We start from the raw sequence: 14,206 nt of genomic DNA, 5'->3' as shown, positions 1-14,206 counted from the left end.
GATGCTCGCATCAACCTTTTGTTTTTCTAACGCCTAATTCATCAAAGATAAACGGCGCTCTACCCTGCCGCTCGCACAAACGCTGTTAAAACATCGCTAGAGTGCGATACCGCTAATTCATCAATGTGACCTGACGCTTCGACCTGACCACCGGCGACAAAAGCAAAATGACTCGCAATCGCTCTCGCATCACTCAAATGGTGCGTCACCATTAACACGGTAATACCACGATCAGTCGCAAGCTGTTTCACCAGTGTCAGCATCTCTTCACGCAGCACGGGGTCAAGTGCAGAAAAAGGCTCATCGAGTAGCCACATCGGATGCGGCTGAACAAAGCAACGCGCAAGAGCAACACGCTGGCGCTGACCGCCAGAAAGATGTTCAGGTAAACGGTCCAGATACTCAGCAACACCCACTTGCATTGCTGCTTGCTCGACAAGAAGCTTTTGGTCTGTCGTGAGCTTTAACCCCGGATGCAAACCCAAACCGATGTTGTCTCTTACTGAAAGATGAGCGAACAGATTGTGTTCTTGAAACAACATTGAAAACGGACGCAGATACGGCTCTTTACTCACGATAGACTCACCATCAACCAAGATATCGCCTAGGTCAGGATTAATGAATCCAGCAACCAAAGCGAGCAACGTTGATTTACCTGCACCGCTCGGTCCCATCAGCGACACGATTTGTCCGCGTTTAATCTCTAAATCAAAGCGAAATAGCTCACGTTGATAGGTGTACTGAACATCATCCAACACTAGCATTACGCTCTCTCCTTCGTTTTCAATACTTTTTCAATCAAAGCAAAACAACCTACGCTGAGTAACAATAAAGTAACGGATACTACCGCTGCCGCATCCATTTGATAACTGCCCAGTAGTTGGAATAAATACAGCGGTAAGGTTCTAAATTCTTGCCCGCCAAACAAGGCGATCGCACTTAAGTCACCAATCGCAAACATAAAGCTGATAGCAAAAGCATGTGCAAACGGCTTACGCAGTGCTTGCCACTCCACGACTTTAAATCGTTGCCAACCACGCATACCTAAGCTGGCACACACGTACTGATATTGCTGCTCAATGTGCAACATGGGTTGAGATAAAGTTTTAATGACATAAGGCAATGCCATCAAGCCGTTAACCAAAATAACGACAAAAAACGCTAAGCTGAATACATCGGTAAACGATCGTAGTAACAGGAACAATCCCGTACTGATCACCAATCCCGGCGTTACTAAGATAATGGTTCCGATAAGCTCGATTTGGTCGGCGCGAGTGTTTTTGCACTGCAATCGCCAACGTCGGCTGGTCAGTAAAATCGACACGCCAGCAGCAACAGCAAGAGAGCTCGCGAGAACAGCGACTTTGATTGAATTAAGCAACGCGGACCAAAAACGCTCATCGGTTAATACCGTCCCAACTTGTTGGTTGATCCCACTGAACACCACCATCAAAAGAGGCGGTATTACTAGTAAAAAGGCACCTATGATCCAAAAGCTATCCCAAGCTTTTGACCACCCATGATCCTTCGTTAAATATTGCTGTACTGATATACTGCCAGCGCTTACTGGTACTGGCTTCGTCAACTTCTGTACGCCAATTGCTAACAAGCCACATAACAGCATTTGCCATAGTGCCAAAAGTGCCCCTGCCTGCAGATCAAAATCGAACTTAATTGCCTGATAAATGGCAAGCTCAATAGTGGTCGATTTCGGTCCTCCACCCAGCGCCATCACGGTGGCAAAGCTGGTAAAGCAAAGCATGAACACTAAGCCGCTTACGTGTGGTAATTGCTGCCTTAGGCGTGACCATTCCACCCAGCGGAATTTGTCCCAATGGCTCATTCCAAGGTGCGCGCACAGTTTATGTTGCTCTGCGGGGATCGACTCTAATGCTTGCAAAAGTAGGCGCGCCGCATAGGGCATATTGAAGAACACATGCGCAAGTAAAATTCCGTTCAGACCATAGATGGAAAACGGCAGCTCAGCGTCGATACTTTTTAGCCATTGAGCCAATAAGCCGCTATTACCGTAAATCGCCAATAAGCCAAATACACCGACCAACACAGGCAGAACTAAGGTAGACGCAAACAACTTTAATAGTAGAGACTTACCATAGAACTCACGTCGAGAAAGCGCGTGCGCCACAGGGATCGCCAAACCGACACTCAAAATCGTAGAGAGGAAAGCTTGGTAAAAGCTGAACTTGGTGACGTGCTGATAGTATGGATCTACCCACACTATAGACACATCAAGAGAAGGCGCTTGGACAATCAAAGCACCTAGGGCAGAAATAACAAAGGTCGCGATAATCATCGCGACCCCTAACCCTATTTTCGGAACAGAATTCAAAAGTAGAACCTATCTTAGAACGTCAATGCGCTTTGCCATTCACGAATCCAAGTCTTGCGCATTTTTGCTACTTCGTCTGCACTAAAGCTCAATGGTTTACTTGGTACGCTTAAGGTTTCAAAGCCTTTTGGTAATTCAACGTCAGTCACTGGGTACATCCAGTTGCCTGTTGGCATTGCCGATTGGAACTCATCACTCAAGATGAAATTCATAAACTCATCAGCAAGTTCCGCATTCTTTGAGCCTTTAACCTTAGCCGCTACTTCTACTTGCATGTAGTGACCTTCAGAAAAATCTGCGCTCGCATATTTCGCATCATCTTCTGCAATCAAATGGTACGCGGGAGAAGTCGTGTAAGACAGCACGAGATCGGACTCACCGTTCAAAAACATCGAGTAAGCTTCTGACCAGCCTTTCGTAACCGTAACTGTTTTCGTTGCCAGTTGCTTCCACGCTTGAGTCGCATCATCGCCGTAGATGGACTTCATCCACAGCATCAAACCTTGACCCGGCGTCGAAGTACGAGGGTCTTGGTAAATCACTTTCAGATCATCACGCTCTTCCACTAGCTCTTTCATGCTTTTTGGAGGATTCGCCAACTTCTCCTTGTTGTACACAAACGCAAAGTAGCCGTAATCGTACGGTACGAAGGTCTTATCATCCCAACCATTAGGCAAGGTCGTCTTCGATGTATCAACATTGTGCTCAGCCAGAAGCCCAGTCTTTTTCGCTTCCGCCATCAGGTTGTTATCCAAACCTAACACGATATCCGCTTTGCTATTGTTTCCTTCCAAGCGAAGGCGGTTAAGGATTGAAACACCGTCATCCAGAGCAACGAAATTAACGTCGCAACCACATTTGGCTTCGAACGCTTTTTCAACTTTAGGACCAGGTCCCCAATCGGCAGCGAAAGAGTCGTAAGTGTAGACAGTTAGGGTGTTTTCAGCGGCAAACGCTGAAGTAGAAGTGATGGCTGCAAGGGCAATCAGACTAAGAGTGGTTTTCACTGCTCGCTCTCCATTTGCATTAGTAAACATGAGTTGAGCGGCACAGGGTTGAGGCGGTATCTAGGACTTCCAATATCCAGACTCAATTCCTACGCCAGCATTATCTGGTTCAGGTAATACGGGTCCCTGTTTGCTCAACAACGTTAAGCGATTAGGTCTCAGCACCCAATGGTATTGATAAGGTCAATGCCAAATGGGTTTGCTCCCCGATGAGTTGGATGGATTGTAAAGGTCTTTTATTGATTACACAATCAACGTTGGTCATAACCCCAACGTGGCACCAAGCCTTGCTCAATGCCCAAGTGATCAAGAATTCTCGCCACCATAAAATCCACTAAGTCTTCAATACTCTTTGGTTGATGATAAAAACCAGGAGCCGCAGGCATAATGGTGACGCCCATCTGAGAGAGCTTGTGCATGTTTTCAAGATGCAGCGTAGAGAAAGGCGTTTCACGCACCACAAGTAATAACTGTCCGCGCTCTTTCATTACCACATCCGCAGCGCGTTCAATCAAGTTATCCGACATGCCATGTGCAATGGCCGCAACACTCCCCGCAGAACATGGGCACACTACCATTTGCTTTGGTGCAGCAGAGCCCGATGCTACCGGAGAGAACCAATCGTCTTTGCCACAAACGGTGATGTTATCTGGATTGCAGTTGAGATGCTCAACTAACGCCTTTTGTGCCGCTTCAGGGCCGCTTGGTAATTTCAGATCATGCTCGGTTGCCATTACTACACGTGCAGCCGAAGAGATCAGCACATACACGTGATAATCCGCGGCAACCAAGCATTCAAGAAGACGAAGCCCATACGGGGCACCAGAGGCGCCCGTTAGTGCTAATGTGATGGCTTTTTTAGGGGTTACTTTTTGCTGCATAGATGTCATTAAGCTTTTTGTTTAAGTTGTTGCAGAAGCTTGCCGTGGATACCACCAAAGCCACCGTTACTCATTACGAGGATTTGATCACCCGGCTGCGCTTGCTCTACGATTTTTGCGACAAAGCTGTCCATCTCTGCATCCACAAAAGCAGGTTGTTTACACTGGTCTGCAATCTCTTGTACCGACCAATCAATGTTGTCTGGTTGGAAGAGGAACACCTCATCAGCACTGTGCAATGAAGCCGCCAAAGTATTTTTATGAACGCCGCGCTTCATCGTCGCAGAGCGAGGCTCTAAAACGGCAAGGATACGTTTTTCGCCAACCTTGTTACGTAAACCACCCAATGTCAGTTCAATCGCCGTTGGATGATGAGCAAAATCATCATAAACCGTCACGCCTTGCTCTTCTCCTTTGAGCTCCAAGCGACGTTTGGTGTTAATAAAGCGACCGAGAGCCTGACAAGCCAGTTCTGGTGCCACACCGACATGGCGTGCAGCTGCGATGGCCATCAAAGCGTTATCCACGTTGTGGTCACCAACAAGCTCCCAATCTACGACGCCTACTTTCTCACCTTGCAGCGACACTTCAAATTTCGAGCCATCAACAACCAGTTTGTGTGCTTGCCAATCACCATCGACACCAGAGAACTGCTTTTCTGTCCAACAACCACGCTCGATCACATCTTGCAGCGACTGATCTTGCTTCGGAGCCAAGATCAAACCGTTCCCCGGAACAGTACGCACCAAATGATGGAATTGACGCTTTATCGCCTCTAGATCGTCAAAGATGTCTGCATGATCGAACTCAAGATTATTCATGATCAGTGTGCGTGGGTGGTAATGAACAAACTTAGATCGTTTGTCGAAAAAAGCACTGTCATATTCGTCTGCTTCGACGACGAAGAACATACTTTCACCCAAGCGAGCTGACACACCGAAGTTACCTAACACACCACCAACAAGAAAACCTGGTTGGTAACCGCAATCTTCTAAGATCCACGCCAACATACTTGAAGTGGTGGTTTTACCATGGGTACCCGATACCGCTAGAACCCAGCGATCGTGCAATAAGAACTCTTGTAACCATTGTGGGCCAGAGGTGTAACGCATATTGGTATTCAGCACATGCTCAACACATGGGTTACCACGGCTCATCGCGTTACCAATCACCACAAGATCTGGTTGAGGGTCAAGTTGAGAAGGGTCAAAGCCTTCAATAATTTCAATACCTTGAGACTCCAACAGGGTACTCATTGGTGGATAAACATTGGCATCCGAACCCGTCACTTTATGACCTAGCTGACGCGCTAAAATTGCCGCACCGCCCATAAACGTGCCGCAGATACCCAAGATATGAATGTGCATAAACTTAACCTTGTAATGCGTTCTTTAATCCTTTCATTATCGTGATAACCACCAGAAAAGCGAGAGCCTTTCGCTGTGTTCTTGCAGTCTCTTTCACAAATCTGACAGGGCTTAGCACTGACTGACCAAGCATTAACCAAGTGACAGACTTCTTATGCAATAAGACAAATAAATTGAGATCTCAGTCGGTTACTTCATTACCATTAATAAGATCCACGTCATAAACTTACATCTAGCGCAATCGTTTAACATCCATAAAGAGATGACCCCATTGCGCGACACCCCCAACGAAATGAAAAATGTAAGGATAAACCATGTCAGGACTGCGCACCCTAGGCGAATTCATTGTTGAGAAACAAGCGGATTTCCCCCACGCTAGCGGTGATCTTTCATCTCTCTTAGCTTCCATTCGTTTAGCTGCAAAAATTGTTAACCGTGAAATTAACGCGGCAGGTCTTGGTGATATCACCGGCGCTGTAGGTACGGAAAACGTACAAGGCGAAGATCAGCAAAAGCTTGATGTATACGCGAACGACAAGTTCAAAGCAGCACTCGAAGCACGTGACCAAGTGTGTGGCGTTGCAAGTGAAGAAGAAGATGAAGCGGTTGCGTTCAACAAAGAACTCAACCAAAACGCAAAATACGTTGTACTAATGGACCCACTCGATGGCTCATCAAACATCGATGTGAACGTATCAGTCGGTACGATTTTCTCTATTTACCGTCGAGTTTCTCCTATTGGTACCCCACCAACAGAAGAAGACTTCCTACAGCCTGGTCACAAACAAGTGGCAGCGGGCTACGTGATTTACGGCTCATCTACTATGTTGGTTTACACCACAGGTAATGGCGTAAACGGCTTCACTTACGATCCATCGATTGGCAGCTTCTGTCTTTCTCATGAAAACATGATGATCCCAGAAGACGGCAACATCTACTCGATCAACGAAGGTAACTACATCCGCTTCCCGCAGGGCGTGAAGAAGTACATCAAGTACTGTCAGGAGAATGTGCCTGAAGATGGTCGCCCATACACTTCTCGCTACATAGGCTCACTGGTTGCGGACTTCCATCGTAACTTGCTTAAAGGCGGCATTTACTTGTACCCAAGCACGCAAAGCCACCCTCAAGGCAAACTGCGTCTGTTGTACGAGTGCAACCCAATGGCATTCTTGATTGAGCAAGCTGGCGGTCTGGCATCTGACGGTGTAAACCGCATTATGGATTTGAAACCAACCGAACTGCACCAGCGTGTGCCTTTCTTTGTGGGTTCAAAGAACATGGTCAACAAAGTCGAAGAGTTTCTTGAGCTGAATCGCGAAGAAGACTAATTTCAGACCTTTGTCCAACGCGGCAGGTGTTTACCTGCCGCGTTTTTGTCGTTAAAGTGAACTGCGTAAATGTTAGCCAGATTAAGCCTCTCAACGCTTAATCCTCAATGAAAAGGAATATTCAAATGAGCTTAAACAACGTACCAGCAGGTAAATCTTTGCCTGAAGATATCTATGTCGTTATTGAAATCCCAGCTAATGCGGATCCAATCAAATACGAAGTAGATAAAGACACTGGTGCTGTATTTGTCGACCGTTTCATGTCTGCGCCAATGTTCTACCCATGTAACTACGGCTATGTGAACAACACCCTTTCTCTAGATGGCGACCCAGTGGACGTACTGGTTCCGACCCCTTACCCATTAATGCCAGGTTCTGTGATTCGCTGCCGTCCAGTCGGTGTATTGAAGATGACGGATGAATCCGGTGAAGATGCGAAAGTCTTCGCTGTACCGCACTCTAAAATCTCAAAAGAGTACGAAGGCATTCAAGATGTTGACGATATTCCAGAGCTACTCAAAGCCCAAATCACACAGTTTTTTGAACGTTACAAAGAGCTTGAAGCAGGTAAGTGGGTGAAAGTGGATGGTTGGGCAGATGTGGCTGCCGCAAAAGCAGAAATCCTAGAATCTTACGAGCGTGCGAAAAACAAGTAATTGCGAACGCCAGAAAGCAAAAGAGCTGCAAATTAGCAGCTCTTTTTTGTTATATCATTTTGACTAATACTCGCCAGCGGTAGAAGTTCGACCCGATTCATAATTTTGTTTGAAAAACGGGTCAATATCATCACAAATGCCAAAGTAAGGCATATCTCGTACGCCAAGCATATAAGCACTTTGCTCACAGTACTCTTTTTTACCTTCTTGGTAACCAGATTGATAAGCCATGATCAGTTCCGGTGTAGCACGATTTGTATCATCAAGCTTGACGATACGGTCTTCCGATAATTCAATCAGACCATCGAGAGCAGATTGCTTACCGAAGTCCTGCCAATCTGTTACGTTCACTGAATCTGGTAACCTTGTTTGCGCACAAGCGGTGAGAAAAAGCAGCATGGCGCCGATGATGATGGATCTCATAAGTTCTCCTTGGGCTTATACAAAAGACCGTCGGAAACTCACTTTCATACTCCTTTATCGAGTACTCATTCGACAGTCATACACTTTCACTACAAATGCTTACGCGTACTCGCGGAGTATGGTTCACACTCTCTGACACCAATCACCAGATGCAATCTCTTCACTCAACTGCTCAGTGTCTTGATACAAGTAGATCCAAGCTTGGCCAAAAGGTGTAGTAATGCTTTCTCGACGATACTCAACCGGTACGTCTTCTAACTTATCAAGTTCCTGCAGCGTGTCATTATCAATCAAATAAACTTCGCCCTGTATCGCATTTTGTCCGACCGACAAAGCCGGGTAAGGACCTAAATCATACAGAGCGAATTGGGCATCTGTTTCATGGTGACCAAGAAACTCAGCAGTGCTTAAAAAGTGATGATTGCACTCTCCTTTGCGCAAAGTTCCATACACAAACACTAAATGTTGCATAGCCGCTCCTTCTGCTTACAAGCTAAGTTTAGTTGAATTCGAATTGATAGAGCAGGTCAACAGCACTATCAACACCTGAAACTGCCTCTAGGTACAAGTCTTTCATCAAACGATAACGCACTGTGAACTCACCTAATGAGGTAAAAATACCCACACCATATTTCACCTGTAAACCAGGAAGAATATAGCCGCTCACCGTTACTTGAGAGTCGTCACCTGAACCTGCAGTATCCAGTTGCAGATCTTGTACGCCAAAGGCTTCGCCGATTTCACCTACGACTTTACCGCTCTTCGCTAAACTCAAGCCAATAAGGGTCGTCGTCATCGCATTACCGCCCGATTCTGCATCGATATCTTGACCTCGCAACAGGTAAGAAAGTGCATTCGCTTGCGGCATTGCCGGATCAGAGAAGATTTCCACCGTAGGATCACTTGCAGGACCAGTCACACGCACACCCGCTGTCACATCATCTTGCGTGTTGTCCGGATTACGAATCGCTTTGATCGAGACATAAGGCTGATCCGCAGGTCCATTCATCATGATCTTACCTTCTTGGATGACCAAGTCTTGCCCAAATGAGCGATAAGAACCGTCAATGATGTTCACCTCACCGACAATAAACGGACCTTTGTCTTTTTGCGTCACGTTGAGGTTACCTTGCAAATCACCTTTTAGACCAAACGCAGACAACTGGAAATCATCGCCGATTTTGATGTTAATGTTGGTTTCAACGTTAAACGGCAACGCTTGCTCACCATCAACAGGCTGCATGTCTTTGTTCAAAATGACTGTGTCGCTTGAAACACCAACCGCACTTGGTGGCAGTTCATCAATTAAGATACGTCCCCAAGGTAGATTAATACTGCCTTCGACCTTGGCAAGTTGAGGCGTCACATCAATAGTCATATCCGGTTTGACTTTGATTCTCACCATCGGTGGCATATCCACTTTAAGCTCTTCAGCGAACACACGAGCCTTAGTGTGCCAATTTTCTAGGTCACGCCAATCAGCATCGCCTTTAATCTCTAGCTTGCCATCTGGCGTAATGATCCCAGCGTCTAAATCAGCTTGATGACCTTTAAAGTTAATCGCCACTTGTCCTGAATTGATATCAATTGGCGTAACTTCACCTTGCAGTTTCATTTGATCAATCAAGAACTGACCATTCACCTTTGGATGCATCACATCACCAGATAGAGCAAGGTCAGTGTTCATGTTGGCTTTAAACAGGCTGTATTCGCCAATCAGGGGCGCTAAAAAGTCCAAGTGGAATGTCGATAGCGACACCTTACCGTCAATCGTCGGCTTCTCGGACGACACATCATTCAGGGCGACTTTACCAGACAAATCACCGTTATCCGTTACATCAAGCAACCACTCAGCATCTAGCTTATCTTGTGCCAACTTGGCTTTAAAACTCACACTTTCCCAACCGACTTTCACTGGTTGTTCTAGCGTTTGTTCTACCTGACCTTTTGGCATATCGACATTCACCGTGACTTCCGGTTTCATGTCTGGCGCCCATTTCGCGAAAGCATTCGCGTTCACAGAACCTTGCAGTTTGGTTTCTGGCGGTAAGAATTGTTTGATTTGGTCGAAGTCAAAGTTAGTGATTGCTAACTTCGCCTCACCGCTTTTACCAACGCTGATGTCTTCACTTAAACACACGCTTGATTTTGACTGTAACCAACAGTGTGCTTGCACATCAGCAATCTGCTTGTCGATGTTCACTTTGACTGCCGTCGACTTTTGCAATACCCATGGACCTTGAGGCGTGCTCAGCGTTAAGCGGCGTAGTGCACCATCCCAAATCATTTCTGGCTTTTGCTTAAAGGTGCCTTCGATCTCTAAACTGCTCGAAACAATGTCTGAAACCACGTCGAGTGTCAGTTGGTGTAGCTTTTCATCGCCACTCACTTCCAAATCTGCACTGTCAATTTTAATGTCGTCGTAGGTGATGTTCTTCGCAATTAGGCTAACATCGGCTTTTGGCGCAGGCAGTGGTGTAACATCCCCTTTTAGAGTGATGGTTTCCACCTTGGCTTGCTGCTGCCAATTCAGCTGGTTCAGCGCGAGATCTAAATTAATGTCCGGCTGTTTCAAACTGCCGCGAAGAGCAACCGTACCATTCATCTTACCAGCAAGATCCGGTACGCTTTTCGCAAAATCAGGGAAATTAACATCAACATCCATCAAGATTTGTTTGTCGATTTTACCCTTTGCTCGCAAAGAGTTGGGACCATGTGACAAAGCTAAACCTTGCGTGTTCAATTGAATATCTTCACCTTTACCGTTCTTATCTGAGGCTTCTAATTGACCTTCGATATGCAAAGGGTAGCCACGTAAAATACCGTCAATATCCAATTTAGGTAGACTCACTTGCCAGCCACCTTGTGCGGTTAATGACCCCGACGTCGACAAGCTACCACTGATATCGCCTTCCGCTTCTTCCCACTGTAAGCCCGGTTGAATATTTTTTAAGTTCAGATCGGCTTGCCAGTTGATAGGTGCAGCCCAATTCGCCATGACTTTACCAGCAAGCTCACCACCCAGCGTTTTGACAACTAAGCTGTCTAAGTCAATCTGTTCTAAAGTACCTTTACCGTTTAACGCCACATCAACTGCTGGAATATCTTTACCAGACGCCTTAGTTTCCAAGGCAACCGTGTAACCTTGTAAAGAGCCTTTCGCTGCAAGACTCGGGACCGATACTTGGTAATCACTCTTACCACTCAATGGCCATTGCGCCTCAACATCTTTCAATTTGATATCAAACGGCAACTCAGACTTAAGAGGTTGAATTTGCCCCTGAATCTTGGCTTTCACCAAATCAGATAACGTGGCATCCAGTGATAAATCACCAACCGAGCCAGATGCCGTCAGTGACAATTTCTGACCTTTTACATCCGCTTGTTTAACCAATGCGTCAATTTGGGCTTGAATTGGGTAGTCACCTGATAATGTCACTTGAGTGCTTAACTGCCCTTTCACTTCTGGCATGTCAAGCTCAAGGGTTTTGACATCAACTTGGTCACCCCCCGCTTTGGCTTCTAACCCTAAATGATGAACGATAACCGGTGTGTCGCCAGCCAACTTAAAGTCGTGAATATCGAGGCGCTGTGCTTCAATATTAAGCGGAATCCAGACTTCAGGTAGAGCGATACCATTTGATTCAGGCTTAACGTCTAACTTCTGTTCATCAGGCTTTGAACCTTTGTTAGCAGCAACATTTTCTGCACCTTGCTGCGATGGCTTTTTAGACGCGTCTGAATTGAGCGATGTTGACGACTGGACTTCCGCGTCTTGCTCAACTTGAGCTTGATGGTTCGTTTTAGTGTCTTGAACTGGCGGCTGTTCCACACCCTCTTCACTTGGTGCAAGTGCCACATTAATGGTTTTCAATGCCGTAGGGGCAATCACCAAACGATCACCTTGCATTGATAATGCGGTTGAAAAATCTTGCCAATCAATCTTATTCCCCAAGATATTCAGATTGATATCATTAAAGCTGACTTTATTGACAAAAATAGGCACTGGCGTACTGATAGAGCGCAATGGTGGCGTTTCTTCTTCAGGCTCGTCAGATGCCGGAGGGAGCTCTGGCATCTGAAAGTTCACCCCTTTCAGTGCCAGCTCATCGACACACACTTTCGGATCGAAGAAGCAACGGAAGTTGATAGCAAGCGTTACGCTTTCAACCTTAGCATCGACATGTAAGGATTCATCGACAAAGCTGACGTTACGTAAAGCAAAACGCGGAAAAAGCGAACCTTGAACTTCTTCCACTTTGAGTTGCGGTAAGGCTTTCTCTGCCCCCCACAGCGCAAGTTTTAAACCCGGATGGGTGAAAAGCAATGTGCCAACAAAAACCGTCAGCAGCAATAATAGACTCAGCAGACCGATTGAGAGCCATTTCGTCCACTTCAGAGTTGTTTTGATCATAGTTCAGGCCCCAACGAGAAGTGAATGCGGAATTCTGGATCAGGCTCGGAGTCGAGCCCCCAAGCAAAGTCAAAGCTCACCGGACCAACCGGTGACGCCCAGCGGATACCAACACCCGCACCAGCCTTCCATTCTGGGGTTTCATTAAATGCATCACCAATATCGTAGAAAGCAGCGCCCCACCAGTTGCCGTAGACACGGTATTGATATTCAAGGGTGCTGGTCACCATATACTTAGCACCCGTCAATGCACCACTGGCATCTTTCGGTGAGATAGACTCATAGCCATAACCACGAATGTTGTTATCACCACCAGCAAAGAAACGTAGTGATGGCGATAGTTTTTCAAATTCATCCGTAATGTTGGCACCGCCCTCTAAACGGAACAAACCACGGTGGTTTTGGCCAATACCGCGAATCCAAGATGTGCGTCCTAACAAGCGCAGTACTCGTGTTTCTGACAGCAAAGCAGTATCGCCATATTCAACGGTCACACTCTGCTTATCCCCCCACATTGGCATATTGCCACCACGGGTCCGGGTTCGAGAAAAAGAAGCACCAGGCAAGACAAATTGCACACCATCTTCTTGCAAACCTTGCGAGAAGTTTTCGTACAGGTGGCGAACATACAAAGTCTTATGCCAACCACCGTCGGTGATCCAGTGGCGTTCTACCGCAAGATTCGATTCCAAACTTTCGGTATCTCGGTTATCAAGATGCTTGAGACCAAACTGCAATTGGTAGTATTCGTGTAGAACGTCATCAAGAGGGATTTTGTAGCCTGCTGTGATAGTTTGTTCAGGCTTGGAAAGAGAAAGAGCAGTATCAAAACTATGACCACGTGCGCTTACCCACGGTTTTTTCCATTTCAGCGTACCGCGAACACCCGTGTCGGTCGAATAACCAATACCAGTCTCAAGTTGGTTTTTAGCTGCAGGGGCAAGTGAGACTTTGATTGGCAGCTCGCGACCATCGTCTAGCTTACTTAAATCTGGCTCAACAAATACTGACGAAAACCAATCGGTATTAGACAGGTTTTGGTTGTATTCCCCAACTTCTGAAACCAAATAAGGTTCACCAGTTTTAAATGGACGCAGAGACTCAACACGGTCTTCCCAAATCTGACTTCCAAAAATCTCCACCGAACCAAAGTGATAACGGATACCACTGTCATAATGAAGACGCACATTCGCTTCGTTAAGTTCGGGAACCACCTCAAGACGGCTTAAAGTGAAATCTCCATTAAAGTAACCACGTTGCAACGCTAAGTTACGAATACTTGATTTCAAGCTGTCGTATTCACCTTGATTTAAGATGCGTCCTACCTTCAATGGTGATTTTTCAAGAAGCTTAACGAATGCTTCGTCTTGGTTTGCCTCACCTGAAATCACCACATCCATAAGTTTCACCCTTACAGGCTCACCCGGTTGGACATTGACGATCAATTCATCATTATCTTTCGTAATAGTGTATGAAATTTTCGCATGATAATAGCCGAGCGCATTGAGCGCTTCAGTGATACTTTGTTCCAATCGCGCCTGAAAACGCAGGGACGTGGAATAATCGTCTTCAGGAATGGAAGACAAATAAGCGTTCACATTATCTTCTAGCGCACCATCGATCCCTTTAATTTTTAAGGAAACATCGGCATAAGCGCTATGAGAAAAGGCAAGTAGGCTGACAATGATCGGAGTAGCTTTTCTTATCATGCTTTTTAGCTGGACGAGGTTAAATAAACGTAAACAATAATAACGCCAAATAAAGGCTAAGTCTGTAA

11 protein-coding genes and 1 riboswitch are annotated in these 14,206 nt (G+C 46.1%); of the genes, 2 read left to right on the top strand and 9 right to left on the bottom strand.

All coding sequences use genetic code 11. The annotated features are described in order from the left end of the window. Positions 1–59: 59 nt before the first annotated feature. The 5 genes from thiQ to mpl form a co-directional block, all read right to left on the bottom strand. Complete coding sequence (thiQ, locus tag NL647_RS15350) at positions 60–764, bottom strand: thiamine ABC transporter ATP-binding protein (protein ID WP_253650369.1); 705 nt, start codon at positions 762–764, stop codon at positions 60–62. Continuing rightward, positions 764–2,350, bottom strand: coding sequence for a thiamine/thiamine pyrophosphate ABC transporter permease ThiP (thiP, locus tag NL647_RS15345; RefSeq protein ID WP_253650368.1), 1,587 nt, complete (start codon positions 2,348–2,350; stop codon positions 764–766). The genes thiQ and thiP overlap by 1 nt, the downstream gene beginning before the upstream one ends. Before the next feature lie 14 nt (positions 2,351–2,364). Beyond that, positions 2,365–3,357, bottom strand: coding sequence for a thiamine ABC transporter substrate binding subunit (gene thiB, locus NL647_RS15340; RefSeq protein ID WP_005450500.1), 993 nt, complete (start codon positions 3,355–3,357; stop codon positions 2,365–2,367). Positions 3,358–3,426: 69 nt separating this feature from the next. Then, a riboswitch (TPP riboswitch) is annotated at positions 3,427–3,576 on the bottom strand. A 32-nt stretch (positions 3,577–3,608) separates the two neighbouring features. Continuing rightward, positions 3,609–4,247 carry a flavin prenyltransferase UbiX gene (locus tag NL647_RS15335; protein WP_005450501.1) on the bottom strand — a complete coding sequence of 213 codons (639 nt, stop codon included), beginning with the start codon at positions 4,245–4,247 and terminating at the stop codon, positions 3,609–3,611. Next, on the bottom strand, positions 4,247–5,605 hold the full coding sequence (gene mpl / locus NL647_RS15330; protein ID WP_005450502.1) for a UDP-N-acetylmuramate:L-alanyl-gamma-D-glutamyl-meso-diaminopimelate ligase: 1,359 nt from the start codon (positions 5,603–5,605) through the stop codon (positions 4,247–4,249). The genes NL647_RS15335 and mpl overlap by 1 nt, the downstream gene beginning before the upstream one ends. A gap of 314 nt (positions 5,606–5,919) precedes the next feature. On the opposite strand from mpl, the gene fbp reads away from it, so the two are divergent. Together fbp and ppa are read left to right on the top strand one after the other, a co-directional pair. Next, positions 5,920–6,936 (top strand): class 1 fructose-bisphosphatase, encoded by a 1,017-nt coding sequence (gene fbp, locus NL647_RS15325; RefSeq protein WP_005450509.1) that lies wholly within the window; start codon positions 5,920–5,922, stop codon positions 6,934–6,936. A gap of 125 nt (positions 6,937–7,061) precedes the next feature. After that, positions 7,062–7,592: an inorganic diphosphatase gene (ppa, locus tag NL647_RS15320; RefSeq protein ID WP_050924601.1), complete on the top strand. Its 531-nt coding sequence runs from the start codon at positions 7,062–7,064 to the stop codon at positions 7,590–7,592. A 63-nt stretch (positions 7,593–7,655) separates the two neighbouring features. Here ppa and NL647_RS15315 read toward each other — a convergent pair whose 3' ends face one another. The 4 genes from NL647_RS15315 to NL647_RS15300 all read right to left on the bottom strand — a co-directional run bounded on the left by NL647_RS15315 (position 7,656) and on the right by NL647_RS15300 (position 14,138). Beyond that, positions 7,656–8,015, bottom strand: a complete 360-nt coding sequence (locus NL647_RS15315; RefSeq protein ID WP_005450511.1) for a DUF2799 domain-containing protein — start codon at positions 8,013–8,015, stop codon at positions 7,656–7,658. Positions 8,016–8,138: 123 nt separating this feature from the next. Next, a complete protein-coding gene (locus tag NL647_RS15310; protein ID WP_005450512.1) occupies positions 8,139–8,486 on the bottom strand; it encodes a gamma-glutamylcyclotransferase in 348 nt (115 codons plus the stop codon). A gap of 28 nt (positions 8,487–8,514) precedes the next feature. Beyond that, on the bottom strand, positions 8,515–12,429 hold the full coding sequence (locus NL647_RS15305; RefSeq protein ID WP_253650367.1) for a translocation/assembly module TamB domain-containing protein: 3,915 nt from the start codon (positions 12,427–12,429) through the stop codon (positions 8,515–8,517). Beyond that, on the bottom strand, positions 12,426–14,138 hold the full coding sequence (locus NL647_RS15300; RefSeq protein ID WP_009698863.1) for an autotransporter assembly complex family protein: 1,713 nt from the start codon (positions 14,136–14,138) through the stop codon (positions 12,426–12,428). The genes NL647_RS15305 and NL647_RS15300 overlap by 4 nt, the downstream gene beginning before the upstream one ends. Positions 14,139–14,206 lie beyond the last annotated feature (68 nt).

Origin of the sequence: Vibrio sp. Y29_XK_CS5 (assembly GCF_024181835.1) — a bacterium.
In the GTDB taxonomy this organism is placed as follows: domain Bacteria; phylum Pseudomonadota; class Gammaproteobacteria; order Enterobacterales; family Vibrionaceae; genus Vibrio; species Vibrio harveyi.
Note: the sequence above shows the minus strand (reverse complement) of the source record. Positions and strands in the feature narration are given on the sequence as shown.

Coding starts and splice junctions, on each gene's coding strand:
- thiQ (WP_253650369.1), bottom strand. CDS start 764: ATGCTAGTGTTGGATGATGTTCAGTACACCTATCAACGTGAGCTATTT.
- NL647_RS15335 (WP_005450501.1), bottom strand. CDS start 4,247: ATGACATCTATGCAGCAAAAAGTAACCCCTAAAAAAGCCATCACATTA.
- mpl (WP_005450502.1), bottom strand. CDS start 5,605: ATGCACATTCATATCTTGGGTATCTGCGGCACGTTTATGGGCGGTGCG.
- fbp (WP_005450509.1), top strand. CDS start 5,920: ATGTCAGGACTGCGCACCCTAGGCGAATTCATTGTTGAGAAACAAGCG.
- ppa (WP_050924601.1), top strand. CDS start 7,062: ATGAGCTTAAACAACGTACCAGCAGGTAAATCTTTGCCTGAAGATATC.
- NL647_RS15315 (WP_005450511.1), bottom strand. CDS start 8,015: ATGAGATCCATCATCATCGGCGCCATGCTGCTTTTTCTCACCGCTTGT.
- NL647_RS15310 (WP_005450512.1), bottom strand. CDS start 8,486: ATGCAACATTTAGTGTTTGTGTATGGAACTTTGCGCAAAGGAGAGTGC.
- NL647_RS15305 (WP_253650367.1), bottom strand. CDS start 12,429: ATGATCAAAACAACTCTGAAGTGGACGAAATGGCTCTCAATCGGTCTG.
- NL647_RS15300 (WP_009698863.1), bottom strand. CDS start 14,138: ATGATAAGAAAAGCTACTCCGATCATTGTCAGCCTACTTGCCTTTTCT.